Origin of the sequence: Sphingomonas aurea, assembly GCF_030678875.1 — a bacterium.
GTDB classification, from domain to species: Bacteria; Pseudomonadota; Alphaproteobacteria; order Sphingomonadales; family Sphingomonadaceae; genus Sphingomonas; species Sphingomonas aurea.
Map to the genome: position 1 here is coordinate 315,491 of NZ_JAUUDS010000001.1, position 25,206 is coordinate 340,696.

General features: G+C 68.4%; 22 protein-coding genes, 2 tRNA genes and 1 pseudogene. 13 read left to right on the forward strand and 12 right to left on the reverse strand.

The window, feature by feature from the left end; all coding sequences use genetic code 11:
* Positions 1-130: 130 nt before the first annotated feature.
* The 6 genes from Q5H91_RS01605 (at position 131) to Q5H91_RS01630 (ending at position 6,784) form a co-directional block, all read left to right on the forward strand.
* Positions 131-1,459 (forward strand): GGDEF domain-containing phosphodiesterase, encoded by a 1,329-nt coding sequence (locus Q5H91_RS01605; RefSeq protein ID WP_305171479.1) that lies wholly within the window; start codon positions 131-133, stop codon positions 1,457-1,459.
* Entirely contained in the window at positions 1,456-3,894 is a 2,439-nt protein-coding gene (locus tag Q5H91_RS01610) for an ATP-binding protein (RefSeq protein ID WP_305171480.1), read from the forward strand. The genes Q5H91_RS01605 and Q5H91_RS01610 overlap by 4 nt, the downstream gene beginning before the upstream one ends.
* Before the next feature lie 62 nt (positions 3,895-3,956).
* Complete coding sequence (locus Q5H91_RS01615) at positions 3,957-4,349, forward strand: response regulator (protein WP_305171482.1); 393 nt, start codon at positions 3,957-3,959, stop codon at positions 4,347-4,349.
* Positions 4,350-4,464: 115 nt separating this feature from the next.
* Positions 4,465-4,541, forward strand: a tRNA-Pro gene (locus Q5H91_RS01620).
* A gap of 78 nt (positions 4,542-4,619) precedes the next feature.
* Entirely contained in the window at positions 4,620-6,431 is a 1,812-nt protein-coding gene (gene lepA / locus Q5H91_RS01625) for a translation elongation factor 4 (protein ID WP_305171483.1), read from the forward strand.
* A 140-nt stretch (positions 6,432-6,571) separates the two neighbouring features.
* On the forward strand, positions 6,572-6,784 hold the full coding sequence (locus tag Q5H91_RS01630) for a DUF4287 domain-containing protein (RefSeq protein WP_305171484.1): 213 nt from the start codon (positions 6,572-6,574) through the stop codon (positions 6,782-6,784).
* Between the two features lie 15 nt (positions 6,785-6,799).
* On the opposite strand, the gene Q5H91_RS01635 is transcribed toward Q5H91_RS01630, so the two are convergent.
* Both Q5H91_RS01635 and Q5H91_RS01640 read right to left on the reverse strand, forming a co-directional pair.
* Positions 6,800-8,188, reverse strand: a complete 1,389-nt coding sequence (locus Q5H91_RS01635; protein WP_305171485.1) for a DUF1501 domain-containing protein — start codon at positions 8,186-8,188, stop codon at positions 6,800-6,802.
* Positions 8,188-9,882 carry a DUF1800 domain-containing protein gene (locus Q5H91_RS01640; RefSeq protein ID WP_305171486.1) on the reverse strand — a complete coding sequence of 565 codons (1,695 nt, stop codon included), beginning with the start codon at positions 9,880-9,882 and terminating at the stop codon, positions 8,188-8,190. Before Q5H91_RS01640 ends, Q5H91_RS01635 begins: the two co-directional genes overlap by 1 nt.
* A gap of 170 nt (positions 9,883-10,052) precedes the next feature.
* Between Q5H91_RS01640 and Q5H91_RS16615 the strand changes: the two are divergent.
* Positions 10,053-10,487, forward strand: a pseudogene (locus Q5H91_RS16615) (glycosyltransferase family 2 protein); the annotation flags it as partial.
* 477 nt (positions 10,488-10,964) lie between these two features.
* Here Q5H91_RS16615 and Q5H91_RS01650 read toward each other — a convergent pair.
* The 9 genes from Q5H91_RS01650 to rpmH form a co-directional block, all read right to left on the reverse strand.
* The gene (locus Q5H91_RS01650; protein WP_370655200.1) at positions 10,965-11,579 is read right to left on the reverse strand and encodes a class I SAM-dependent DNA methyltransferase; all 615 of its coding nucleotides are present in this window, start codon (positions 11,577-11,579) and stop codon (positions 10,965-10,967) included.
* On the reverse strand, positions 11,536-12,288 hold the full coding sequence (locus Q5H91_RS01655; RefSeq protein WP_305171488.1) for a PIG-L deacetylase family protein: 753 nt from the start codon (positions 12,286-12,288) through the stop codon (positions 11,536-11,538). The genes Q5H91_RS01650 and Q5H91_RS01655 overlap by 44 nt, the downstream gene beginning before the upstream one ends.
* Positions 12,279-13,343: an acyl-CoA dehydrogenase family protein gene (locus tag Q5H91_RS01660; protein ID WP_305171489.1), complete on the reverse strand. Its 1,065-nt coding sequence runs from the start codon at positions 13,341-13,343 to the stop codon at positions 12,279-12,281. Before Q5H91_RS01660 ends, Q5H91_RS01655 begins: the two co-directional genes overlap by 10 nt.
* Positions 13,344-13,419: 76 nt before the next feature.
* Positions 13,420-13,755, reverse strand: coding sequence for a gamma-glutamylcyclotransferase family protein (locus Q5H91_RS01665; protein ID WP_305171490.1), 336 nt, complete (start codon positions 13,753-13,755; stop codon positions 13,420-13,422).
* Between the two features lie 23 nt (positions 13,756-13,778).
* Positions 13,779-14,396: a ribosome biogenesis GTP-binding protein YihA/YsxC gene (yihA, locus tag Q5H91_RS01670; RefSeq protein ID WP_305171491.1), complete on the reverse strand. Its 618-nt coding sequence runs from the start codon at positions 14,394-14,396 to the stop codon at positions 13,779-13,781.
* Positions 14,397-14,605: 209 nt separating this feature from the next.
* Positions 14,606-16,309: a membrane protein insertase YidC gene (yidC, locus tag Q5H91_RS01675; RefSeq protein WP_305171492.1), complete on the reverse strand. Its 1,704-nt coding sequence runs from the start codon at positions 16,307-16,309 to the stop codon at positions 14,606-14,608.
* 34 nt (positions 16,310-16,343) lie between these two features.
* Positions 16,344-16,538 (reverse strand): membrane protein insertion efficiency factor YidD, encoded by a 195-nt coding sequence (gene yidD, locus Q5H91_RS01680; protein WP_370655232.1) that lies wholly within the window; start codon positions 16,536-16,538, stop codon positions 16,344-16,346.
* Between the two features lie 71 nt (positions 16,539-16,609).
* Complete coding sequence (gene rnpA / locus Q5H91_RS01685) at positions 16,610-16,930, reverse strand: ribonuclease P protein component (RefSeq protein ID WP_305172346.1); 321 nt, start codon at positions 16,928-16,930, stop codon at positions 16,610-16,612.
* 53 nt (positions 16,931-16,983) lie between these two features.
* Positions 16,984-17,118, reverse strand: coding sequence for a 50S ribosomal protein L34 (gene rpmH / locus Q5H91_RS01690; RefSeq protein WP_017978410.1), 135 nt, complete (start codon positions 17,116-17,118; stop codon positions 16,984-16,986).
* A gap of 207 nt (positions 17,119-17,325) precedes the next feature.
* Here rpmH and Q5H91_RS01695 point away from each other — a divergent pair, with 207 nt between their 5' ends.
* From Q5H91_RS01695 to Q5H91_RS01710, 4 genes are all read left to right on the forward strand, one after another.
* Positions 17,326-18,837 carry a YifB family Mg chelatase-like AAA ATPase gene (locus Q5H91_RS01695; RefSeq protein ID WP_305171493.1) on the forward strand — a complete coding sequence of 504 codons (1,512 nt, stop codon included), beginning with the start codon at positions 17,326-17,328 and terminating at the stop codon, positions 18,835-18,837.
* 53 nt (positions 18,838-18,890) lie between these two features.
* A tRNA-Leu gene (locus Q5H91_RS01700) sits at positions 18,891-18,974 on the forward strand.
* 12 nt (positions 18,975-18,986) lie between these two features.
* Complete coding sequence (locus Q5H91_RS01705; RefSeq protein ID WP_305171494.1) at positions 18,987-19,601, forward strand: uracil-DNA glycosylase family protein; 615 nt, start codon at positions 18,987-18,989, stop codon at positions 19,599-19,601.
* 65 nt (positions 19,602-19,666) lie between these two features.
* On the forward strand, positions 19,667-21,301 hold the full coding sequence (locus Q5H91_RS01710) for a TldD/PmbA family protein (protein WP_305171495.1): 1,635 nt from the start codon (positions 19,667-19,669) through the stop codon (positions 21,299-21,301).
* A gap of 5 nt (positions 21,302-21,306) precedes the next feature.
* Here the strand turns inward: Q5H91_RS01710 and Q5H91_RS01715 are convergent, their stop codons facing one another.
* Positions 21,307-22,176 carry a LysR family transcriptional regulator gene (locus tag Q5H91_RS01715; RefSeq protein WP_305171496.1) on the reverse strand — a complete coding sequence of 290 codons (870 nt, stop codon included), beginning with the start codon at positions 22,174-22,176 and terminating at the stop codon, positions 21,307-21,309.
* Between the two features lie 107 nt (positions 22,177-22,283).
* Between Q5H91_RS01715 and Q5H91_RS01720 the strand changes: the two genes are divergently transcribed.
* Positions 22,284-23,450 (forward strand): isovaleryl-CoA dehydrogenase, encoded by a 1,167-nt coding sequence (locus Q5H91_RS01720; protein WP_305171497.1) that lies wholly within the window; start codon positions 22,284-22,286, stop codon positions 23,448-23,450.
* 145 nt (positions 23,451-23,595) lie between these two features.
* Positions 23,596-25,197, forward strand: a complete 1,602-nt coding sequence (locus Q5H91_RS01725) for a carboxyl transferase domain-containing protein (RefSeq protein ID WP_305171498.1) — start codon at positions 23,596-23,598, stop codon at positions 25,195-25,197.
* The last annotated feature ends 9 nt before the right edge of the window (positions 25,198-25,206 follow it).

Consider the following 25,206-nt stretch of genomic DNA (forward strand, 5'->3'; position numbering starts at 1 on the left):
GCGCCTCGTTGGACGCATTGAAGATGGTAAACGAATTTTAACCATAGCTCAACGCGTCCAATCCTCGACAAAAGTCGGGGTCGCGACATCCTTAACTAATTGTTTAGCCTCGGGCCGTACGCCCGTCGCCATGAAGCGAACGGAGCCCGGCCCCGGCCAGCAACCCGAATCGCGTGCGGCATGCGCGATCGGTCAGTCGTGCGCTCCGGCGATCGGCGACGCTTCGTGTGCGGTTGTGGTGATCGCACGGATCGCCAACTTCGCCATCCTGCGCCGTCATCTCGGTCTTGCCCGGGCCAATCGGCTCGCCAGCGACATAGCGGATCGCATCGGCGAGTTGATGCCGCGCGCTGACGTGGCGGTCGTGGCGCGTGACCGGATCGACCTGACCTTCGCCGAGCATCCCGAGCTGATCGCGCACATCCTGCGCATGATCGACGTCGCGTTCGAGGCGCCGTTCCATGTCGATGACGAACCCTGCGCGATCGAGTTGTTGATCGGTGCGGCGGTGATGATGACAGGTCCGCACGACGACGTGCGGCTGGTCGACGAGGCGGAGCGGGCGCTGGAAGAAGCGCGCGATTCGCGAGAGCCCGTCATTCGCCGCGTCGGCGCCGATCCCGGCGCGCTCGACCGGGTCAGCCTGGCCCGTGATCTGCGCTCGGCGATCGGTAATGGCGAGCTGTTCCTCCACTATCAGCCCAAGGCGCATGTCCGGCGGCAGGAGATCACCAGCGTCGAGGCGCTGGTCCGGTGGCAGCATCCGACCCGCGGCCTGGTGCTGCCGGGCGACTTCATCCAGCTGGCCGAGGAATCGCGCGACATCGTCGACTTGACGATCTGGACGATCCAGCAGGCGATCCGCGACCAGCGCATCCTGGCGACGCGCGGCCATGACGTGACGATGTTCGTAAACGTGTCGGGCCTGCTGCTCTCCGACGCGCGCTTTGTCCGGCGGGCCTGTGCGCTGGTGGAGAACAGCGGCGCCAAGATCGGGTTCGAGATCACCGAGACGGCCGTGATCCGCGATCCCGAGAGTGCCATCGGGCACCTCCACACCTTTGCCGCCATCGGGATTGTTATCGCGATCGACGATTACGGCGCCGGCCTGTCGTCGCTCGCGTATCTCAAGCAGTTGCCGGCGCGCGAGCTGAAGATCGACAAGCTGTTCGTCACCCAGTTGACCAGCTCCAACCGCGATCCCTTGATCGTGCGCTCGACGATCGATCTGGCTCATGCGCTGGAAATGGAGGTCGTGGCCGAGGGGGTCGAGACCGCCTCCGCACTTGCCCTGCTGTCGGTGATGGGCTGCGACGTGGTGCAGGGATATTTCATCAGCCGGCCGATCGCCCTTTCGGCATTGATCGAGTTCATGGATCAGTACCGGGTCAAGGGCCCAGAGCGCCCGCCTCTCATTCCCGGCCTGACCAGCGTTCTCAACCGCGCAGGCGGTCAGTGAGAGCGTTGACCGCCTGCCTGGCGGCGCTCCTGTTGGCGCTGCCCATGGCGGCGGCGGCGCAATCGGTCGCCGGTGTCGAGCGGCAGATCGCCGATGCCCGTGCGTCGATGATGGTCGATCCGGACGCGACGCAGAAGAAGGCCGTCGAGGCCGCGCAATCTGCCGCCCTGATCGGCGACCCGCGCCAGCGACGCATCCTGATCGCCACGACCCAGTGGCTGCGAAGCGAAGCCTATTCGCGTCTGGGCGCATTCTCGCGCGCCGAGCCGTTGATTAACGATGCCGCGAACGTGGTGCTGCGCGACGATCCAGACTCGATGCTGGCCGGCGAGATCCTGCTGACTCGCGGCGGTCTGCGGAACGCACGTACCGAGGTGGCAGGGTCGCTCGCCGACTATCAGCGCGCGTTCGAGATATTCCAGCACAATGGAAACGCGCGTAGTCAGGCCATCGCCCTGATGCTGATCGCTTCACTGTGCAGCGACGGCAAGGATTATGAGCGGGCACTCCGGTATTTGACCCAGGCGTCAGACATCTACAAGGGTGATCCCAGCCTGATGGTTGCGCTCTACAACAATCGCGGTGGCGTATTGCAGGACCTGCAGCGCCCCGACGACGCCGAGAAGCAATTCACCGTCGCGTTGTCCTATGCCGAAAAGATGGACAGCCCGGTGCTCGTCGCGCAGGTGCTGCGTAACATCGCGCGCAATCGCCTGAAGGCTGGCAGGGTCGCGCTGGCCGAGCAGGCGGTGCGCCGCAGCCTCACGGTTGCCGCGACGGGCGAGGCGGCCAGCTGGCGGCCCCAGCTTCTCGCTCTGGCCGCAGAAGCAGCGTTGCAACGGGGCAATCTGGATCAGGCGACGACGCTGATCGAGCAGAGCTTCGCCGGCGTCGATCTGAAGACCACGGAATATTCCTGGCTGGAGCCCCACAAGACGGCATACCGGGTGTTCTCTCGTCTCGGTCGCTATGATCTCGCGATCGCGCATCTGGCAGCGCTGAAGCGCATCGACGACCAGGCGACGTCGCTTGCCACCAGTACCAGCAACGCCCTGATGGCGGCACGGTTCGACTTCGCCAATCAGGAGCTGCGCATCGCCAAGCTGAAGGCAGGCGAGTTGCAGCGCAGCGTCGCGCTGGAGCAGGCACGGGCGCGGGTGCAGCAGATCGTCTTCATGGCGGTCGCGGGCGCGACGGCCGTCATCATCGTGCTGCTGGCAATCGGCCTGTTCACCATCCGCCGCAGCCGCAACGAGGTGCGCGACGCCCGCGACGGGCTGGCCCTGACCAACGCGGCGCTCAACAAGGCGCTCGCCGCCAAGACCGAGTTCCTGGCGACGACCAGCCACGAGATCCGGACGCCGCTGAACGGTATTCTCGGCATGACGCAGGTGATGCTCGCCGACGCATACCTGCCCGCGACGACCCGCGACCGGTTGGGCGTCGTGCAGGATGCCGGACTGACGATGCGCGCACTGGTCGACGATATCCTCGACGTCGCCAAAATGGAGACAGGCGAGTTGAGCATCGACCACGAATCGGTCGATCTGGTTACGACCATCACCGGTGCCACGCGGCTGTGGGAGGATCAGGCACGCCACAAGGGTCTGGACTTCGTGGTCGACCTTTCCGACTGCCCGCAGCGGGTGCTGGGCGATGCGGCGCGGCTGCGGCAGATCGTGTTCAACCTGCTGTCCAATGCGGTGAAGTTCACCGCGACCGGCCGCGTGTCGCTGAGCGTGACGACGAGCGACGACCGTTCCCAGTTTATCATCCGGGTCGCAGACACCGGCATCGGCATCGCGACCGAGAAACAGGCAGCGATCTTCGAATCGTTCCGCCAAGCCGATACGAGCACGACGCGCCAATATGGCGGTACGGGGCTGGGCCTGACGATCTGCCGCAATCTGGTGCTGGCGATGCATGGCGACATTGCGGTCGAGAGCCGGCCCGGCGCCGGCGCTGCCTTCACCGTCACGCTGCCGCTGGAGAGCGTGATCGATGCGGAGCCGAGCGTCGAGGCTGTCGTGATGCCGGCGGCCCTGCTGGTGCTCGATCGCAATCCGATCACCCGCAGCATGTGGAAGACGCTGTTGGAGCGTCGCGCGGGACGCCTGTTGTTCGTGGCCACGGTCGACGATGCGCGAACCGCGTTGCGGGAGGAGCGGATCGCGCGCGTACTGATCGACGAGGCGACGCTGTGCGCCGATGCCGAGCCCGCCGCAGCCGCTGCCGCGCTGGTCGAGGCCGCGCAGGCGGCAGGTGCCGAGACGAGCCTGTTGTGGACCGAAGGGCGCGAGGGAGGCGTGGCGCTGGCCAAGGGCATGACCCGTCTGATCGCCAAGCCGATCAGCGGTGCGGCACTGGCGGCGACGCTGTTCGGACACGAGTGCGACGAACGGGCCGCTTCGCGGCTTGTATCGCAGGCTGCATGATGCATAGAGCACAGCATGAAGTGCGAAAATCTGCCGAAACCCCGCGAGGGTAGGGCAGGGCGATGAACGTCCTGTTCATCGAGGACGACCGGATGAATCGCCGTGTTGTCAACGATATGCTGGACGTCGCAGGCGTTGGGATGGTCGAGGCCGAAAGCGCCGAGGATGGTCTCCGCCTGATCGGAGAACAGGATTTTCAGGTAATTCTGATCGATCTTCGAATGCCTGGTATGGATGGAATTACAGCCATCGGCCATATTCGCGCGCGCGCCGATGCCAAGGCGATGGTCCCAATCATCGTCGTCACCGCCGATGCGGCACTCGACCTGCGGCAGCGGTGCCTGGATGCGGGCGCCGACGAGGTGATCTTCAAGCCGGTGGCGATGGATGCGCTGTTCGAAGCGATGGGCCGCGTATTGGCGAAGGGCGCCGAGGGCGACGGCCTGATCGCCTGATCCTGCGATCGCCGGCAAGGGCCACAACAGCGCTTGCACCGGTCGATCCGCATGGGTATAGGCGCGCCTCCAAGCATTCCGGTCGGCTCCCGAGAGCTGAACGACCGGGCTCCGTCGGGGAGTAGCTCAGCCTGGTAGAGCACTGTCTTCGGGAGGCAGGGGCCGGAGGTTCGAATCCTCTCTTCCCGACCATTTCTTGGAAGTCTCAGGATCGGCGCACGACATGCGGGACTAGCCGCCGCACCCGGGACAGGCTAGGCGCGCCGGACCATGGCCACTCCCCTCGACAAGATCCGCAATTTCTCGATCATCGCGCATATCGATCACGGCAAATCCACGCTCGCCGACCGGCTCATCCAGCAGACCGGTGGTCTGACCGAGCGCGAGATGTCCGAGCAGGTGCTCGACAATATGGAGATCGAGAAGGAGCGCGGGATCACGATCAAGGCGCAGACCGTGCGCCTGGCCTACAAGGCCCAGGACGGCGAGACCTACACGCTGAACCTGATGGACACGCCGGGGCATGTCGACTTCGCGTACGAGGTCAGCCGCTCGCTGGCGGCATGCGAGGGCGCGCTGCTGGTGGTCGACGCTGCGCAGGGTGTCGAGGCGCAGACGCTGGCCAATGTCTATCAATCGATCGAGCACGACCATGAGATCGTACCGGTCATCAACAAGATCGACCTGCCCGCCGCCGAGCCCGAGAAGGTACGCGCGGAGATCGAGGACGTGATCGGGCTCGATGCGTCGGGGGCGGTGCTCGCCAGCGCGAAGTCGGGGATCGGCATCGCCGATATCCTCGAGGCGATCGTCACCAAGATCCCGGCGCCCAAGGGCGACGAGAGTGCGCCGCTGAAGGCGATGCTGGTCGACAGCTGGTACGACCCGTATCTGGGTGTGATGATCCTGGTGCGGGTCGTCGACGGCGTGCTGAAGAAGGGCCAGCAGGTCAGCTTCATGCAGGCCGGGACCACCCACCTGATCGACCGCGTCGGCTGTTTCCGCCCCAAGATCGAGCAGCTGGCCGAACTGGGGCCGGGCGAGATCGGCTTCATCACCGCGCAGATCAAGGATGTGGCGCAGGCTCGGGTCGGCGACACGCTGACCGATGCCAAACGCCCGGCGGCGGAAGCGCTGGCTGGGTTCAAGGAAGTCCAGCCGGTCGTGTTCTGCGGGCTGTTCCCGGTCGACGCCAACGACTTCGAGAAGCTGCGCGAGAGCATCTCGAAGCTGCGGCTGAACGATGCCAGCTTCTCGTTCGAGATGGAGACGTCGGCCGCGCTCGGCTTCGGTTTCCGTTGCGGGTTCCTGGGGCTGCTGCATCTGGAGATCATCCAGGAGCGGCTGACCCGCGAGTATGATCTCGACCTCATCACCACCGCGCCTTCGGTGGTGTACGAGATCGAACTGACGCACAACGGCGGCAGTATCGAGTTGCACAATCCGGCCGACATGCCCGATCCGAACAAGATCGCCACGATCAGCGAGCCGTGGATCGAGGCGACGATCTATGTCCCCGACGAGTATCTCGGCAGCATCCTGAAGCTGTGTCAGGACCGGCGCGGCATCCAGAAGAACCTGACCTATGTCGGCGGACGGGCGCAGGCGACGTACGAACTGCCGCTGAACGAGGTGGTGTTCGACTTCTACGATCGTCTGAAATCGCTGTCGAAGGGCTATGCCAGCTTCGACTATCACCAGATCGGCTACCGCGAGGGCGACCTCGTCAAGATGAGCATCCTCGTCAACGAGGAGCCGGTCGACGCGCTCAGCATGATCGTCCATCGCGGCACTGCCGAGGTGCGCGGCCGCGGCATGTGCGAGCGGCTGAAGGAGCTGATCCCCCGGCACCTGTTCAAGATTCCGATTCAGGCGGCGATCGGCGGCAAGGTGATCGCGCGCGAGACGATCAGCGCGATGCGCAAGGACGTGACCGCCAAATGCTATGGCGGCGACGCGACCCGCAAGCGCAAGCTGCTCGACAAGCAGAAGAAGGGCAAGGCGAAGATGCGCGAGTACGGCTCGGTCAGCATCCCGCAGGAGGCGTTCATCGCCGCGCTGAGGATGGGGGATGAGGGCTAGGCCGAGCGTCCGCGACCAAGCGTAGCTTAGCCGCGGATCAGCGCCAGCCCGGCCGACGGGACGGCTTTGCCGCGGCGCCCTTGCAGCCGCCCGACGATCGGACGATGATGCCGTCGTAAGGAATAGGGAGCGGCAGAAGCATGACGGACGAACCGGTCAAAGGACCTGCCTCCTATTTCCCCTCGATCGAGAAGAAGTACGGTCGCCCCATCGCCGAGTGGCAGGATCTGGTCCGCGGGAAGCTGCCGGCCAGGCACATGGACCTGGTAGCCATGCTGAAGGACGAGCATGGCATGGGGCATGGCCATGCCAACGCGATCGTCGCGCACACGCTGGTCGCGGAGAAGGGCTGACCGGCTACGCCCCGGTCACACGAATCCGAGATTCCACGTCGACGCATCATAATTGCCGATGTTCGGCAGCACCGTCCGCAGGTCCGTATCCCCCACGCCGAACCAGCGCGCCAGCGTCGCGGCGTACTGGTCGACGGCCATCGTCGGTAGCAGACGCCCCTGGCCGACATCGTCGGCCGTGCCGTTGCCGATCGCGGGCGGGGTGCCATAGAATCGGCCGCCGTTCACCGCGCCCCCCAGCACGAAATGCATGGAGCCCCAGCCATGGTCCGACCCGTCGTCGTTCGACTGGAGCGTGCGGCCGAAGTCGGAGGCGGTGAAGCTGGTCACTTTGTCGGCGACGCCCAGCGCTGCCGTGGTGTCGTGGAAGGCGCGCATCGCAGCGGCGACCCGGCCCATCAGCGGCCCATGCTGCGCGACGAGATTGTCGTGCAGGTCGAACCCACCCATCGAGACGAAGAACACCTGTCGCTTCACGCCCAGTTCGGACGATACGGAGATCAGCCGCGCGACCATCTTCAGCTGGTCGGCAAGGGTGTTGCCTGACGGGAAGAGGGGGAAATTGGCGGCCGGTGCTCCGCCAAGCGCGCCGGCGACCTGCGCATAGGTGTCGAGCGAGCGCTTCGACACGCGGGCATGCTCGTCGGCGAGCAGCCCGCCGGTCGGCGTCGTCATCAGCGTGCGCAGCGCCTGTGCGGCGGCGGCGGAGCCATAGAGGGTGCGGCTGTTGCCGATCAGCGGGATCGGTCCGCCGGTGCCGACCGAATATTGCACCGCGTTGCGCCCGGTCAGGTAGACCGCATTGCCGCTGGTGTTGATGCAGGTGAGCGCCGCGCTGCCGTTGCCGTTCTGGAACACGTCACCGATGCGCCCGCCCCAGCCGGTGGTCGCGCCCTCCGGGTGCGATGCCTGGAAATAGCTCTGCTGGTCGTTGTGGCTGAACAGCTTGGGCGGCAGCTTGACCGCGTTCTGTTGATACTGGGTCTTGGTGGTGGGCTGGACCAGCGTGCCGAGGTTCAGCGCGACGGCGAGCTTGCCCTGGTCGAACAGCGGCAGCAGCGGCGTCATCGTTGGCGCCAGCGCATATTGCCGGCCACCGGCCAGCGCCTGGGCCGGCGACAACAGGGTTCCGGCCAGTGCATCGCGCGCGGTGGCGATATTGGGCCGGGCGGCGCGGTACAGGTCGTAGCTCGCCTGGTCGTACGGTGTCAGCGTGTTGGCATAATCCATCCCGCCATAGAGGAAGATGCAGACCATTGCCTTGTAATCGGTCGCGGTCGCCGCTGCCGCCTCGCCGATCGCGCCCAGCGTCGTGGCGAACGGGGCGGCGACACCCGCCAGGCCCAGCGCGGCCGACCGCTTCAGGAAGGCGCGGCGCGACTGGTCGTGTTCGAAACAGCTCATCACTTCACCGTCAGATAGTCGGGGGCAGCCAAGGTCAGCATGATCGCGATGCCGACGCGGTTGGTCGGTCCGCCGGTAGCGGTCGCCGACACGCTGTCGACGGCGGCGCGGATCGTGCCGATGGTGGTGGCAGACAGCTGGCCGGCGGCGAGCAGCAGGGCCACCTCGTCGACCAGCGCGTTGGTGTCGGCGGCCTTGGCCAGGATGGTGGCGTAATCGGCCTTGGTGTCGCCGGTGCCGTTCGCGACCAGCGCGTACATATAGTTGATATAGCCGACCACCGACTGCTCGTTGGTGATCTGGAACTCGGGCGCGACCAGGCCGGCCTGCGCGATCGCGGTGGCGGGCGGGCTGTAGCCGGGGCGGAAGAAGTTGAAGACGGTCTGGCTGCGTCCCATCGCCTGGCCGAGCCGGTTCGACTGGCTGCTGGTATCGCCGAACGCCCAGGCGTTCGACGGCGAGGTCACCTTGAACGCGCGCGCCCAGCCGGTCAGCCGCATCACCGGCTCGCGCAGCTTGCCCGCGTTGGTGGCGGTCAGCGCCGCGTCGCTGCGTGCCTCGCTGTCGAGCAGGATGGCGGTGACGACCGCCTTCATGTCGCCGCGCACGCCCGCACCATTGTCGGCAAATTTGCTCGCGACCCGCGCAACATAGGCGGGCGAGGGGTTGGAGGTGACGAGCCGCTGGATCAGCTGCCTCGATACGAAGGGCGGCAGGTTGGGATGCGCGAAGATCGTATCGAGCGCGGTCTTGATCGCCGCCACGCCGCCGCCCGAGGTGCCGGTGCCGAGGAAGCTGGCCGCGCCGGTCTCGTTCAGCCCGGCGTTCATCACCAGCGGCTGGCGATAGCGATCGGGCGTGGTCGAGACGTTGGTCGCCAGCGACAGGCCGGTAAACACGCGAGCCAAGCCGCCAACGTCGGCCTGGGTATAGGTTTCCAGCGGCTGGGCGGCGCTTCCCTTCACCGTGCCGTCCATGTTCAGCTGGTAGAGGCCGAGCGTGAACAGCTGCATCAGCTCGCGCGCGTAATTCTCGTCGGGCTGGGCGCCGGTCGTCGCGTTCGCCTTGCGATTGTAGAGGAAGGTCAGGAACGACCCCATCGCGGCGTTGTAGGTGATCGCCTCCATCAGCTGGCGGTAATTGCCGAACGCATTATCGAGCAGCACGTCGACATAGGCGGCCATCGCGAACTGTTTCCAGTTCAGGTTCACCCCGTCGATGCCCACCACCAGCATGTCGAGCAGCGCCATGCCGACACGCTGGCGCAGCTGGTCGGGCTCGACGATCAGCTGGCGCCACATGGTGACGTCGAAACCGGCGGTGTTGTTGATGTTGGCGTCGACATTATAACCGTTGGCGACCAGCCAGTCCCAGTGACTGGTGGCGCGGGGCAGGGCGAGCTGGGCGGCGATCCACGCCTCGTAACCTTGGCCGACGACGTCGGCGATCGCCTCGCGCGTCGCGCCCATGGTCGACTGCGACAGGAAGCGGCTGGCCTGTACCTCGGTGGGCGGCACGCGGGCGATCGGCACCGCCGCGCCGCCGCTCGCGCCCGAGGACGCCTGACCGTCGCCGCTACCGCAGGCGGCGAGCAGGAGAGCGGGCGCCAGGATCGCCGCCGACGGGGCGATGCGCGTGGGCGTCGGATCGTCGATCGGATCGGTTGCGGTGTCGCTATGCTGGTCGTGCAGCACGATGGTCCCCCAGGGTCGTTCGCCGCGCCGGAATACCGTCCAAGTGGTTAACGAGTTCGCACCGCGCCGGCTCGCTCCGGCGTGCCGGCGGGGCGGGTCGTCGCGGCGGTTTGTACGGCATATCAGGGGTTTGCGGGAACGCCGACGGGCATGGAGGATTGTCTCTGGCGATGACCGCTCCTCGCTCTGTCCGCCATGTCGCCGTCGCGCTACCCGCGCGGGACGAGGAGGAGGAACTGCCCGCATGTCTCGCCGCGCTCGACGTGGCTGCGGGGCGCTATGGCGGGCCGGTCAGCATAGTCGTGCTGGCGAACAACTGCACCGACGACACGGTGGCGCTGCTCGAGCGGACGCGGCTGCGGCATGCGCGGCTGATGTGGCGGGCGGTATCGCTGCTGCCAGAGGCGCGCCATGCCGGCTGGGCGCGACGGCTGGCGTTCGACGCGGCGACGGCGCTGCTGGCGCGGCCGGAGGACCTGCTCGCGTCGACCGACGCGGACACGGCGGTCGCGCCGGACTGGATCGTCCGCACCGTCGCGCATCTCGATGCCGGGGTAGAGGCGGTGGCGGGCCGGGCGCTGACCCGGCGCGTCGACCGGGCGCAGTTGGGACCGTCGGCGGCGCGACGGCTGAACCTGCTCGGGCGCTATTACACCGCGCTCGACTGGCTGCGGGCGGACATGGCGCCGGCTGTGGCGGACGCCTGGCCGCGGCACTATTACGAGGGTGGGGCAAGCATCGGCCTGACGCTCGATCTCTACCGTCGCATCGGTGGCGCGCCGACGCCGCCGGTGGCGGAGGATCGCGCACTGTTCGCAGCGGTGCGGGCGGCGGGCGGGCGGGTGCGGCACCCGCTCGACGTGCGGGTCTTCACCTCCAGCCGATTGCAGGGGCGGGCGCCCGGCGGAATGGCCGACGCGTTCGCGCGCTGGATCGCCCAGGCGGACGACACGCCGCTGCATGAAACCTATGCGGTGTCGGTGGCGCTCGATCCCGCGAGAGCCGGGGAGGGCGACCGACTGAGCTTTGGGACACTGCCGGCGGCGATCGCGACGGCAGGGGCGATGATCCGCGCGCGACGTTCAGCGGCGGCGCCACAGGTCGAGCCGATACTCCTCCCGCCGCTCCGCAGCGATGACTTCGACCGCGTCGCCGAGCAACCCGGCGAGTTCCCCGACCGCCGCGTCGCCGGACTTGGGATAGTCGGTTTCCCCCAGCCAGTGGACGAGCATGAGGTGGCCGCCCGACGGCACTGCCCCGCGCAGATAGTCGGCCATGCGGGCCAGGTCGTCGCTGTCCCAATAGTAGATGACCTCGGACAGCAGGATCAGGTCGAACGATCCGGGCGGTGCCTCGGCGGGCAGGTGGCGGCGTTCGAACACGACCTGCGGCAGGTCGGCGCAGCGCACGGCGGCGGCAGCGAGCGCGGTCTCGGAAACGTCGACCGCCAGTAGCCGATCGCAGCGTGGCGCCAGCCGCTCGGTCAGCACGCCGTTGGCGCAGCCGACTTCCAGCATCGATCCGAGACGTGGGCAGGGCAGGGCGGCGAGCGTGTGATCGTACTTCGCGCGCTCATAGGCGCTTGTTTCGAAGTTCCAGGGATCACCCTGCTCGCGGTAGAGCGCCTCGAACCAGTCGGGCGCGATCGATCGGTTACGGCGCATGGCGCGGCTCCAGCAGCAGGAGGTGACTGGCATCGACCAGCCGTCGCATCGGGCGGGGCAGGACGAAGCGGTCGGGCGCGCCGGCGATGCGGCCACCCAGCTGGGTGGCGTGGCGGTCGAGCGCTCGCCGCTGCCGCCCGCGCCAGCGCGCGACGGGGATCGACAACGCCTTCCAACCGGCGAGCCGGTGGTCGAGATCGGCGACGGTCCAGCCCCAGACACAGTAGAAGCGGGGCACGACGCCCAGCCGCCGCGCGACAGCGGTCGCCAGCTGCGCAGCGGCCTCGTGGTCGCAGTGCGGATCGCCCTCCCAACTGGCGATAATCCGGCGAATGCGTCGAGCGCGGCATAGCGCGACCAGGCGGTCGACGCTCGCTTCGAACGGCGGCGATCCGGCGGGGAGGGGGGCGGCATCGCGCCAGCCGAGCGTCACGGCTTGGGCGGAGTGACCGAGCTGGCGCAGCGCGGCACCAGCCTCTCGCGCGCGAACATGGGCGACGCGGCTGGCGCTCCAGCCGGGTGCGCCGACATGGCTCCCCGATCCGTCCGTCAGGATCGCGACGGTCACCGCGCCGCCGCACGCCGCCAGCGCCGCGATCAGGCCGCCGCAGCCGAGCGTCTCGTCGTCCGGATGCGGCGCCAGCACCAGCCAGCCGCCCTCGCGCGCCGCCTGTTGCGGTGACAGTGGCCGGGCGCGGCGAAGCAGGCGGCCCCAGCTGCGCCGGCCCGGCGTCACCACCACGGATCGTCGCCCCAGCAGTCCGCCTCCAGCCACGCCGCAGCGGCGCGGTCGCGCGCCTGATCGGGGACGGGCTGGCGCAGGTAGAGCCCGAGGTCGCGCGTGATCCGGTCGACGCGGCTGCCAAAGAAGAAGGCTGCGGTGCCGATCGCGCGGGCGGCGCCCTCCATCACCAGCAGCGCGGCATCCTCGACCACGCCGCGGGTCATCAGCACCTGCGCGATCGCTTCCGGGCGGGCGGCTTCGGCCAGTCGGGCGGCGCGGACGACCCACAGCCCCGCCGAGCGGGTGGCGGCGACGGCGGTCGCGAAGCGGGCACGCTGGATCGGATCGGCGCCCTTGCCCGTCGCGACCAGATGATCGCGCCAGTGGCGGATCAGGGCCTCGACCGCGCCGAGCTGAACCGCGGTGAATCGCCACGCGCCGGCCGAGAAGCGCGGCTCGCGCTCGTAATCGCCGGGCGCGCCGATCAGCGCGGCGTCGCCGACGACCAGACCGTCGAAGTCGAAGGTGCCGCTCGCAGTCCCCTTCATACCGCGGACCTGCCAGGCGGCATTGTCGGCGCGATCAGTGACGTTGGCGATGTCGGCCAGCACCAACTGCTTGCCGCCATCCGGCCATCGCGCGGTGATGAGCGCGCGGTCGATATGGCCGGCGCCGGTCGCGAAGCATTTGGCGCCGCTCAACCGATAGCCGCCATCCGCCGCGGTCAGCGTCATCCCCGGCGCAGGCTCGGTGTTCCACACGCCGAAGCTGCGCCCGGCGGCGAGGTCGTCGGCGAGCGTCGCACGTTGCTGGGCGTTGCCATAGGCGTGGACCAGCTGCGCGGCGTTGACATGGCCCTCGAACACGCGGCCCAGGCTGAGGTCGGCACCGCCGATCAGGCGGAGCGCCTGCACCAGTCGCGCGACCGCATCATCGTCGGCAAGCGTCGTGAAGTCGGTCAGCGCGCCCGCATCGGCGAGCTGCGCGAGGCGGTCGGCGGGAAACGCCTCGTCGCCATTCGCGTCATCCCAGGCCGCGGCCAGCGCACGGATGCGATCGATCGTCGTTTCCATCAGCAAGGATCGCTTCTCCCTGAAAGCCTGTCGATGGCCTTCGAGGGTCGGAGCGCGTGTCGGCGCGGGTGGTTCCCTAAGCCGTTGTGGCGAGGACGTAAACGAACGCGTGGCGACCGGAGGCGAGCGCCACTGCGACCCGTCGGTAAGTGTCGCCCTCGTACCGGTCGGCCGCGGCGACCTCTTCGGGGGTCAGCGTCAGGACCGTGCCGGCGATCGGCGGCGCGTCCGGATCGACGACCAGCGCCAGATGCTCCGCCAGCCCGCTCGTCGCCAGCACGGCGGGATCGTGGATGCGGATGGTGGTGACGCGATAGCCGGTCAGCGTATCGGATGTGCCATCCAGCCGTCGCCCGAAGGTGGCAAGCTGGACGCGCGCGTCCTGCAGGGTGCCGTAGGAGAAGAGGAGCATGTCCGACGCCACGCCCGCCGCCGTCAGCCGATCGCTTCCAGTACCGCCGCGCGCAGTTCGGCGATGCCCATGCCACCTTCCGACGAGGTGGCGATGATCGACGGGTGCGCGGCGGGGCGGCGGCGCGCCTCGACCTCGGTCGCGGCGAGCACCGCGGCGAGATCGGTCGCCTTCACCTTGTCGGCCTTGGTCAGGACGATGCGATAGCTGACCGCCGCCTTGTCGAGCATGGCCAGGATCTCGCGGTCGACCTCCTTGATGCCGTGGCGCGAGTCGATCAGAACCAGCGCCCGCTTCAGCACGTCGCGCCCGCGCAGGAAGTCGTTCACCAGATAGCGCCATTGGCGGACCATGTCCTTGGGCGCCTTGGCAAAGCCGTAGCCGGGCATGTCGACGAGGCGAAAGGCAAGCGGAATGCCGACGTCGAAGAAGTTCAGCTCCTGCGTCCGCCCCGGCGTGTTCGACGTGCGGGCCAGCCCGTTGCGATTGGTCAGCGCGTTGAGCAGCGACGACTTGCCGACATTCGACCGTCCGGCGAACGCCACCTCCGGCACCACGGGCGCGGGCAGATGCTCCAGCTTGGGCGCGGACTTCAGGAACGCGACCGGGCCGGCGAAGATCTTGCGGGCGGACTCGATCAACTCGGGATCGAAATCCTCCCCAGTACGGGGAGGGGAACCGTCAGCCGCAGGCTGATGGTGGAGGGGGATATCGGCAGGCGAGTCGCTCGTGGCGCCCCCCCCTCCACCAGCCTGCGGCTGGTCCCCGGCATCGGGTTGACCATGCCCCGCATGGTCAAGGATCGTCTGGGGGACGATCCGACCCGATGCCTCATGCTGGGGAGGAATAGTCACTTTACCGGTGCCTCCTTCAGCCCGGGATGACGGGCGTAGAGCAGGCGCTGCTGGAGGATCGAGACGCAGTTGGTCGTGATCCAGTAGACCTGCAGCCCGACTGCGAACGGCGCCATCACGAACATCAGCACCCAGGGCAGGAAGGCGAAGACCTGGCGCTGGGTCTCGTCCATCGCCTGCGGGTTCAGCTTGAACTGGAAGTACATGCTGATCCCCAGCAGCACCGGCACCACGCCGATCGCCAGGAAGTGCGGCGGGGTGAAGGGGATGATGCCGAACAGGTTCAGGATCGTCGCCGGATCGGGGGCCGACAGGTCCTTGATCCACAGCACGAAATGCTGATGGCGCATCTCGATCGTCAGCAGCAGTACCTTGTAGAGCGCGTAGAAGATCGGAATCTGGATGATCGCGGGCAGGCAGCCGGCCAGCGGGTTCACCTTCTCGGTCTTGTAGAGGGCCATCACCTCCTGCTGCAGGCGCGGCTTGTCGTCCTTGTAGCGCTCCTGCAGCGCCTTCATCTTGGGCTGGAGCGCGCGCATCGCCGCCATCGAGGCGAACTGGCGCTGCGCGATCGGGAACAGGATCAGGCGGATGGTCAGCGTCAGCAGGATGATCGCGACGCCGAAATTTCCGATCAGGCGGAACAGCCAGTCCAGATAGTAGAAGATCGGCTTCTCGACGAGGCGGAACCAGCCCCAGTCGATCGCGTAATCGAGCTTCGTGACGATGCCGTCGTCGGTGTAGCGGTCGAGGAGGCGGACCTCCTTGGCGCCGGCGAAGAACCGCGCGTTCTGCGTCAACGAGCGGCCCGGCGGCAGCAGCTTCGGCTGGACGCTGTAATCTGCCTGATAGGCCTTGTTGGCGCCGGCGCGGAACTGGCCGTCGAAGGTCTGCGACGCGTCGGGGACCAGCGCGGTCAGCCAGTATTTGTCGGTAAAGCCCAGCCAGCCGCCCTGCGTCGTGAAGCGCTGCGCCCCGGCGTCGACATCCTTGAAGTTGGGGGCATAATGCGCCGCGCCGTTGTTGACGGACATCGGCCCGGTATGGATCGTCCAGCTGTCCGGATCCTTCGACACGCCGACCCGGTTGACGAAGCCATAGGGGGCGACCGGCACCGGCTGCGCGCCGCCGTTCATCACCGTCTGGCGGATGGTGAACAGATAGTCGTTGTCGATCGCGATCTCGATGCGGAAACGCTGGCCGGTGGCGTTGGCGGCCTCCAGCGTCACCGGCTTGGCCGGAGTCAGTACGGGGGCAGAGGCGGTCCAGACCGTATCGGCAGCGGGCGGGCTCAGCCCCTCCGCGCGCCAGCCGAAGCCGGCGAAATACGCCTCGGGCGCTCCAGCGGGCGACAGCAGGCGGATCGGCGCGGAGTTCTTCGCGACCGTCTCGTTATACCGGGTCAGGACCAGGTCGTCGATCCGCGGGCCCTTCAGGTTGATCGAGCCGCGCAGCGCCGGCGTCTCGATGCGGACGCGCGGCGTTTCTGCCAGCACCACCTGCCGGTCGCGGATCGCGGCCGGGCTGTCGGCGGTGGGATCGGCGCCGGGCTTTGGCAGTGCCACCTGCTTGCCGTCGACCATCTTGGTGGCGGGCGGGTTCGCGGTCGGGAAGAACCGGTTCTGGACCAGCGGCCAGCCGAACAGGATCAGCGCCGCGATCACCGCGAACAGCACGAAATTCTGGCGGTCGTCTTTCACGGCAGCGAAGTTCCTGGATAAATCGGGAGCGCGATCAGGGCACGGGATCGGGGCCGAACCCGCCCCAGGGGTGACAGCGCGCGATCCGTTTCGTCGCGAGCCAGCCCCCCTTCAGCGCGCCATAGCGGCGAAGGGCGGTGATTGCATAGGCCGAACACGACGGGTCGTAGCGGCATGAGGGCGGCATGATCGCCGAAGGCCCCACCTGCCACGCGCGGGCGAGAAGGATCAGGAGCCGGGCAGAGGGCGAAGGTCGGCATTCGCACTTCGCAGGGTGCGCGGCCGATTCGGCTGGCTCGCTCACCGGAGTACCTTGCGCAACGCCTTGCCCAGCTCGCTGCGCAGCGTGGCGAAGTCGCGCTCGACCCCGCCGGCACGGCCGATCAGGACATGGTCGGCGCCGGCAATGCCGGTGTCCGGCAGCACCTCGCGCACCAGCGCGCGCAGGCGGCGCTTCATGCGATTGCGCACCACCGCGTTGCCGATCTTCTTGGTGACGGTGTAACCGATGCGCATCGTCGCATCGCCATCGTCGCGGGGACGCACCAGCAGGACGAAGCCCGGCATCGGTGCGCGCCGCCCGGCATTCGCCGCCAGAAAGTCCCGGCGGCGCGTCAGCACCACGATCCCGCCCGCGCCATCGGTCGCGGGCACCGGATCGCGGCCCGGAAGGATCAGGCCGACAGCTTCTTGCGACCGCGCGCCCGGCGTGCCCGGATCACCGCACGACCGCCGACGGTGGCCATCCGCGAGCGGAAGCCGTGACGACGCGCCCGCACCAGATTGCTCGGCTGGAAGGTCCGCTTCATCGTTCATTCCTCAACAAAATCATCTGTAACACGAAAAGGGCCGCCACGCGGACGGCCTTGCTGGGGCCGCGCATAGGCGGGGGTGGCGCGCAAGTCAATCTGGACCACGCCCGATCGGGCTGGACGCGATTGTCCCCATTCGGGTGCGCCTTACTCCATTCCGCGCCGGACAAAAGCCGGTAAGGAGGCGCGGGGAACAGGGGGCGTATGGCGGCGATCGTATCGACGGTGGCGTATCTGGGGCTGGAGGCGCGCGCGGTCGAGGTGCAGGTGCAGCTGATCGCCGGGCTGCCCGCATTCAACGTCGTCGGCCTGGGCGACAAGGCGGTCGGCGAGAGCCGCGAGCGGGTGCGCGGCGCGATCGCCGCCATGGGGCTGGCGCTGCCGCCCAAGCGGATCGCGGTGAACCTGTCGCCCGCCGACCTGCCCAAGGAGGGGTCGCATTTCGACCTGCCGATCGCGCTGGCGCTGCTGGCGGCGATGGGCGTGGTCGATGCCGAGGCGCTGTCGGGCTATGTCGTGGTCGGCGAGCTGGGGCTCGACGCGCGGATCGCGCCGTCGCCGGGTGTGCTGCTTGCCGCGCTCCACGCCGCCGAAAGCGAGCTGGGGCTGGTCTGTTCCGCGGCGCAGGGGGCGGAGGCGGCCTGGGCGGGGTCGGTCGAGGTGGTGGCGGCGCCCGACCTGCTGGCCCTTATCAATCACTTCAAGGGGCATGGCCTGCTCTCTGCCCCGCAGCCCGGCGGGGTCGAGGACGATATCGTCACCGGCCCCGATCTGCGCCAGGTCAAAGGTCAGGAGACCGCCAAGCGCGCGCTGGAGATCGCCGCAGCTGGCGGTCACAATCTCCTGTTCTGCGGTCCACCAGGATCCGGCAAGTCGCTGATGGCCGCCTGCCTGCCCGGCATCCTGCCGCCACTGACGCCCGAGGAGGTGTTGGAGGTGTCGATGGTCCAGTCGGTTGCGGGCACGCTGACCGGCGGGCGGCTGACCCGCGCACGCCCGTTCCGCAGTCCGCACCACTCCGCGTCGATGGCGGCGCTGACCGGCGGCGGACTGAAGGTACGGCCGGGCGAGGTCAGCCTCGCGCATCTGGGCGTGCTGTTCCTCGACGAGCTGCCGGAATTCAGTCGGACCGTGCTCGACTCCCTGCGCCAACCGCTCGAGACGGGGACGGTCAGCGTCGCCCGCGCCAATGCGCATGTCACCTTTCCGGCGCGGGTACAGCTGATCGCGGCGATGAACCCATGTCGTTGCGGGCATCTGGGCGACGCGACGCTCGCCTGCGCCCGCGCGCCGCGCTGTGCAGCCGATTATCAGGCCAAGGTGTCGGGGCCGCTGCTCGACCGCATCGACCTGCACGTCGATGTCGCTGCGGTCAGCGCCGCCGACCTGATCCTGCCGCCGCCTGCCGAAGGATCGGCGGAGGTCGCTGCCCGGGTCGCTGCCGCGCGACGCCTGCAATCGGCGCGCTACGCGGGGGAGGGCGCGCGGACCAACGCCGAGGCGGATGGGCCGTTGCTGGACCGGGTGGCGACGCCCGACGAGCCGGGCCGCGCGCTGCTGGCCCAGGCGGCCGCGGCGATGCGGCTGACCGCGCGCGGTTATACCCGCATCCTGCGCGTCGCCCGCACCATCGCCGACCTGGCCGGTGCCGAGACGGTCGGGCGCATCCACGTCGCCGAGGCGCTCGGTTATCGCCGCCAGCCGCCGCGGAATTAACGGGCACGGGCTTGCCGCGCCCGTTTCGCTTCGCTAGCGCGAGCGGCATCGCTGCCCCTGTGGCGAAATGGTAGACGCGACCGACTCAAAATCGGTTGCCGAGAGGCGTGCTGGTTCGAGTCCGGCCAGGGGCACCAGGGACTTTCCCCGTGACGCGCACATCCTTTCCGGTGCAGCCGCTGGTCGGCGATGCCATCGCCGAACGCGCCGCTCGGCTGCGCGAGGGGCATGTCGTGGCGCTGGAGTGGCTGCGGGTGCCGCTGCTCGCGGCGGGGCGGCGGGTGCCGCATTTCGATCCGGCGGATGGCGGGGATCGGGCGCGGCTGCTGGTGCTGTTGGAGACGCCAGGTGCCGGAATGGCGGCGCTGAGCTTCGTCTCGCGGGACAATCCGACCGGAACGGCGCGCAATCTCGGCCGCTTCCTGGACGCGGCGGGGATCACGCGGGCCGAGATGGTGCTGTGGAACAGCGTGCCATGGATCGTCCATGCACCGGGTGCGCGCAATCGCCCACTGCGGCGCGGAGAGATTGCGGAGGGACTGGCGCTGCTGCCCGATCTGCTGCGGCTTCTCCCGGCGCTGCGCGTCGTGCTGCTCGCCGGGCGGGTCGCGCGGGAAGCGGCCCCGGTCGTGGCACGCGAGCGGCCCGACGCCACTATCCTGACCATGCCGCATCCCAGCCCGACCTATGTCTGCACCAGCCCGGCAGTGCCGCAGCGCATCGGTGCGGCGATGGCGCAGGCGCGGCTCGCGCTGGATAATTGACCCGCGCCAGCGGGTTGGCGATGGTGGCCGACCGGTCGGGTCGACCGAGAGAGTGGAGATTGCCCGTGGACAGACGTCGGTTTCTTGCGGCCTGCGGGATCGGAGCGGGCGGGGTGCTGCTGCCTGGCTTCGCGGGGCGGGCAATCGCCGCCGACCAGCTTGGGGAGCCGATCGAGGCGGCGGTCAAGCGGCGGCTCGCGGATGCGGCGCTCTCCGCGGCGAAGCAGGGCGGGGCGAGCTACTGCGACGTGCGGGTCGGCCGGTATCTGCGTCAGTTCGTGATGACGCGCGAGGCGACGGTGCAGAATGTCGTCAACACCGAATCGACCGGCGTCGGCGTCCGCGTGATCGCCGACGGCGCCTGGGGCTTCGCCGCGACCAACGCGATGACCGCGGAGGCGGTGGCTGAGGCGACGCGGCTGGCGCTCGCCATTGCCAAGGCCAATGCGCGCAGCCAGACGTCGCCGGTCCAGCTGGCCCCCGCCAAGGGCGTGGGCGAGGTCAGCTGGCGCACACCGATCGTGCGCAACGGCATGGAGGTGCCCTTGCAGGAGAAGGTGGACCTACTGCTGGGCGTCAACGCCGCGGCGATCACCGCAGGGGCGAGTTTCGTCAACTCGCAGCTGTTCCTGGTCAACGAGCAGAAATATTTCGCCAGTTCGGACGGGTCGTACATCGACCAGGACATCCACCGGATCTGGGCGCCCTTCACCGTCACCGCGATCGACAAGGCGTCGGGCAAGTTCCGCACCCGCGACGGGCTATCGGCCCCGATGGGGCTCGGCTACGAGTATCTGGCGGGCCGGGCGATGGACAAGACGACAGCGCCGAACGGCGTCGTCGCCTATGGCAAATCCTATGACATGCGCGAGGATGCCGTCGCCGCGGCGAAGCAGGCGCGCGAGAAGCTGACTGCGGCATCGGTGACGCCGGGCCGCTACGACCTGGTGCTCGATCCCAACCATCTCGGCCTGACCATCCACGAATCCGTCGGGCACCCGCTCGAGCTGGATCGGGTGCTGGGCTATGAGGCGAACTACGCTGGCACCAGCTTCGCCACGCTGGACAAGCGGGCGGCGGGGTATCGCTACGGCAGCGACAAGGTGACGGTTGTCGCCGACAAGTTGCAACCCGGCAGCCTGGGGGCGGTCGGCTATGACGACGAGGGCGTCAGGACGAAGCGGTGGAACCTGATCGAGGACGGCAAGCTGGTCGACTTCCAGGCGACGCGCGATCAGGCGCATATCCTGGGCAAGACCGAATCGGACGGTTGCTCCTATGCCGACAGCTGGGCCAACGTGCAGTTCCAGCGCATGCCCAACGTCTCGCTCCAGCCCGGCAAGGCGCGCCTCAGCGTCGCGGACATGATCGCCGGGGTCGACAACGGCATCTACATCATGGGCCGCGGCAGCTTCTCGATCGACCAGCAGCGCTACAACGCGCAGTTCGGCGGGCAGCTGTTCTACGAGATCAAGAAGGGCAAGATCACGCGGCCACTGGCCGATGTCGCCTATCAGATGCGCACGCCGGAGTTCTGGAACGCCTGCACCGCAACCTGCGATGAGCGGGATTACCGGCTGTTCGGCTCGTTCTTCGACGGCAAGGGCCAGCCGGGGCAGGTGTCGGCGGTCAGCCACGGGTCGGCGACGACGCGGTTCGACGGGATCAACGTCATCAGTACGGCGCGGTCACTGGGGTGACGGGTTTATGATTCCGATCGGTTTATCGCCGCCACGAACGCGCGGTATGCTTCGCTACCCTCCACCCGCATCGCCCGTTCGTCCTCGATCAGCACACCGATCGCGCGGGTTGGATGGAAGCCGGTCAGCGGCACCACCGCCACGCCCGATCCCGCATAGCACATCGGCATCACGGTGATCCCCAGCCCGGCGCGCACATAGGCGAGCGCGCGCTCGTCGCTGGTGGTGCGGGCCGCCATGAAGGGACGGACGCCGCGCGCGGTGAAGTGGCGGCTGGTTTCGGCCAGCGCCTCGCAGTGGCGGCGGACGATCATCGGCTCCGCGGCGACCTCCTGCGCCTCGATCGCGCTCCGCCCGGCGAGCGGGTGGTCGAGCGGCAGGGCCATGCCATAGCCCTCCTCGAACAGGATACGTCGCCGCCGCGGGTCGCTGCCGGTGGGGCCGAGCAGCGCGTCGATCCGCCCCCGGTCGAGGAGCGGCAGCAGCGTGCGCAGCGGCCCCTCGACCACCTCCAGCCGCTCGGTCGCGGTGGCGCGTCGGGCGGCGGCGAGCGCGGCCTCGATCCGCTCGCCGGGCAGCGTGGCGACGATGCCAAGGCGCAGCGGCGTCGCATCGATATCGGTGGTGACGTCGCGCTCGGCCTCGGCGAACTCGGCCTCGATCCGGCGGGCATGGCCGGCGAAGCGGGTACCGGCGGCGGTCAGCTCGACCCGGCGATTGGTGCGCAGGAACAGCGCGCGGCCCAGTTCCGCCTCCAGCTTGGCGATTCCGACCGACAGCGTCGGCTGCGATACCCGGCAGTGCAGTGCCGCCCGCGAGAAATTGCCCTGGTCGACGACCGCCAGGAAATAGCGCAGCAGATAGCGGTCGATCATAGATGCCATCTATAGCGTGTTTGCCGCCGGTTCAATTTTGCCGGGATCGCTTCGGGTGGTAGGAGGTTGGTCTGACGACGACCCCGACGGGGCGGATGGGAGAGCCGATGACGCCTGATTTCGACTTCGCCTTGGGCGAGGCCGCCGAGATGATCCGCGACACCACCCGGCGCTTCGCCGCCGACCGGATCGCACCGCTGGCCGCCGCCATCGATGCCGAGGATCGCTTCCCGCAGGATCTGTGGCCGGCGATGGGCGAGCTGGGCCTGCACGGCATCACGGTCGCGGAGGCCGATGGCGGCCTGGGCCTGGGCTATCTGGAGCATGTCGTCGCGGTCGAGGAGGTCAGCCGCGCTTCGGCCTCGGTCGGCCTCAGCTACGGCGCGCACTCCAACCTGTGCATCAACCAGATCGCGCGCTGGGCGAACCCCGAGCAGAAGGCCAGATACCTGCCAAAGCTGATCTCCGGCGAGCATGTCGGCAGCCTGGCGATGTCGGAAGCGGGCGCGGGGTCGGACGTCGTCTCGATGAAGCTGCGTGCCGAGCGCCGCGACGACGGCTATGTGCTGAACGGCACCAAGTTCTGGATCACCAACGCCGCCTATGCCGACACGCTGGTCGTCTATGCCAAGACCGGGGAAGGGTCGCGCGGCATCACCGCCTTCCTGATCGAGCGGGATATGCCCGGCTTCTCGATCGGGCAGAAGATCGACAAGATGGGAATGCGTGGCTCGCCGACCGCGGAGCTGGTGTTCGACGACTGTTTCGTGCCGACCGGCAACGTGATGGGGCCGGAGAATGGCGGCGTCGGCGTGCTGATGAGCGGGCTGGATTACGAGCGCGCGGTGCTCGCCGGAATCCAGCTGGGCATCATGCAGGCGTGCCTCGACGTGGTCGTCCCCTATGTCCGCGAGCGGCGGCAGTTCGGCCAGCCGATCGGGCAGTTCCAGCTGATCCAGGCGAAGGTCGCCGACATGTATGTCGCGCTCAATTCCTCGCGCGCCTATGTCTATGCGGTGGCGCGCAGCTGCGACGCTGGGCGGACGACACGGTTCGACGCCGCCGGCGCGATCCTGTTGGCGAGCGAGAATGCGGTGAAGGTCGCGCTGGAGGCGATCCAGGCGCTGGGCGGCGCCGGCTATACCAAGGACTGGCCGGTCGAGCGCTTCCTGCGCGACGCCAAGCTGCTGGATATCGGCGCGGGCACGAACGAGATCCGGCGGATGCTGATCGGCCGCGAACTGATCGGCGCGGCCGAGCGGGTGGCACAGTGAGGGGGGTGCGGATCCTCCCCGGCACGGGGAGGGGGACCGCGCCCGCAGGGCGTGGTGGAGGGGGAGCGCCACAGGCGCGCCGCTCGTGGATAGCCCCCTCCACCAGCTTCGCTGGTCCCCCTCCCCGTGCCGGGGAGGATCTGGCATGACCGCGCCCGTCCTCACCACCGCACTGTCGGCGGACAGCGAAGCCGTCCGCACCAACGCCGCGCACAACCGCGCGTTGGCCGAGCGGCTGCGCACCGATGTCGCCACCGCAGGGCTCGGCGGCAGCACCGCGTCGCGAGACCGCCACGTCGCACGCGGCAAGCTGCTCCCCCGCGACCGGGTCGAGCGGCTGCTCGACCCCGGCTCGCCCTTCCTCGAAATCGGCCAGTTGGCTGCGCACGGCCTCTACAACGGCGAGGTGCCCGGCGCCGGGCTGATCTGCGGCATCGGCCGCGTATCCGGCCGGCAGGTCATGATCGTCTGCAACGACGCGACCGTGAAGGGCGGCACCTATTACCCGCTCACCGTCAAGAAGCATCTGCGTGCGCAGGAGATCGCGCAGGAAAACCGGCTGCCTTGCGTCTACCTCGTCGACAGCGGCGGTGCCAATTTGCCGCATCAGGCAGAGGTGTTTCCCGATCGCGAGCATTTCGGCCGCATCTTCTTCAACCAGGCGCAGATGTCCTCGCTCGGCATACCGCAGATCGCCTGCGTCATGGGCAGCTGCACCGCCGGTGGCGCCTATGTGCCCGCCATGTCGGACGAGACGGTGATCGTCCGCGGGCAGGGGACGATCTTCCTCGCCGGCCCGCCGCTCGTGAAGGCGGCGACCGGTGAGGTCATCTCGGCCGAGGAACTGGGCGGGGCGGAGACGCACGGCCGCCGCTCGGGCGTCGTCGATCACGTGGCCGAGAATGACGATCACGCGCTCACCATCGTCCGCGACATCGTCGCCACGCTGCCACCGCCGCGCGTGCCGGAACTGAACCTGCGGGCGCCACGCGACCCGATCCATCCGCCCGAGGACCTGTACGGCATCGTTCCACAGGATGTGCGCGCGCCCTATGACGTGCATGAGGTGATCGCCCGGCTGGTCGACGGGTCCGAGTTCCACGAGTTCAAGGCGCTCTACGGCGCGTCGCTGGTGTGCGGTTTCGCGCACATCCACGGCAAGCCGGTCGCGATCCTGGCGAACAACGGCGTGCTCTTCTCGGAGAGCGCGCAAAAGGGTGCGCACTTCATCGAGCTGGCGTGCCAGCGCCGCGTGCCGCTGCTGTTCCTCCAGAACATCTCCGGCTTCATGGTCGGTGGAAAGTATGAGGCCGAAGGCATTGCGAAACATGGCGCGAAGCTGGTGACCGCGGTCGCCACCGCCAGCGTGCCCAAGATCACGATCCTGATCGGCGGCAGCTTCGGCGCGGGCAACTACGGGATGTGCGGGCGCGCCTATGGCCCACGCTTCCTGTTCACCTGGCCTAATGCGCGGATCAGCGTGATGGGTGGCGAACAGGCGGCAAGCGTCCTCGCCACTGTCCACCGCGATGCCGAGCGCTGGACGCCCGAAGAGGCGGAGGCGTTCAAGGCGCCGGTCCGCGCGAAATATGAGGATGAGGGCAATCCCTGGTACGCCACCGCGCGACTGTGGGACGACGGCATCGTCGACCCGGCCCAGACTCGCGACGTGCTGGGCCTCGCGCTCGACGCCTGCCTAAATGCCCCGGTGGCGGAGGCGCCCCGCTTCGGGGTGTTCCGGATGTGATGGAGCAAG

What these genes read in the sequence shown, in the direction of transcription:
- Q5H91_RS01695 (WP_305171493.1), top strand. Translation starts at nt 17,326, where the DNA reads ATGGCGGCGATCGTATCGACGGTGGCGTATCTGGGGCTGGAGGCGCGC.
- Q5H91_RS01635 (WP_305171485.1), bottom strand. Translation starts at nt 8,188, where the DNA reads ATGAGCTGTTTCGAACACGACCAGTCGCGCCGCGCCTTCCTGAAGCGG.
- Q5H91_RS01660 (WP_305171489.1), bottom strand. Translation starts at nt 13,343, where the DNA reads ATGGAAACGACGATCGATCGCATCCGTGCGCTGGCCGCGGCCTGGGAT.
- Q5H91_RS01725 (WP_305171498.1), top strand. Translation starts at nt 23,596, where the DNA reads ATGACCGCGCCCGTCCTCACCACCGCACTGTCGGCGGACAGCGAAGCC.
- Q5H91_RS01715 (WP_305171496.1), bottom strand. Translation starts at nt 22,176, where the DNA reads ATGATCGACCGCTATCTGCTGCGCTATTTCCTGGCGGTCGTCGACCAG.
- Q5H91_RS01615 (WP_305171482.1), top strand. Translation starts at nt 3,957, where the DNA reads ATGAACGTCCTGTTCATCGAGGACGACCGGATGAATCGCCGTGTTGTC.
- Q5H91_RS01650 (WP_370655200.1), bottom strand. Translation starts at nt 11,579, where the DNA reads ATGCCAGTCACCTCCTGCTGCTGGAGCCGCGCCATGCGCCGTAACCGA.
- lepA (WP_305171483.1), top strand. Translation starts at nt 4,620, where the DNA reads ATGGCCACTCCCCTCGACAAGATCCGCAATTTCTCGATCATCGCGCAT.
- Q5H91_RS01605 (WP_305171479.1), top strand. Translation starts at nt 131, where the DNA reads ATGAAGCGAACGGAGCCCGGCCCCGGCCAGCAACCCGAATCGCGTGCG.
- rpmH (WP_017978410.1), bottom strand. Translation starts at nt 17,118, where the DNA reads ATGAAGCGGACCTTCCAGCCGAGCAATCTGGTGCGGGCGCGTCGTCAC.
- Q5H91_RS01630 (WP_305171484.1), top strand. Translation starts at nt 6,572, where the DNA reads ATGACGGACGAACCGGTCAAAGGACCTGCCTCCTATTTCCCCTCGATC.
- Q5H91_RS01665 (WP_305171490.1), bottom strand. Translation starts at nt 13,755, where the DNA reads ATGCTCCTCTTCTCCTACGGCACCCTGCAGGACGCGCGCGTCCAGCTT.
- Q5H91_RS01720 (WP_305171497.1), top strand. Translation starts at nt 22,284, where the DNA reads ATGACGCCTGATTTCGACTTCGCCTTGGGCGAGGCCGCCGAGATGATC.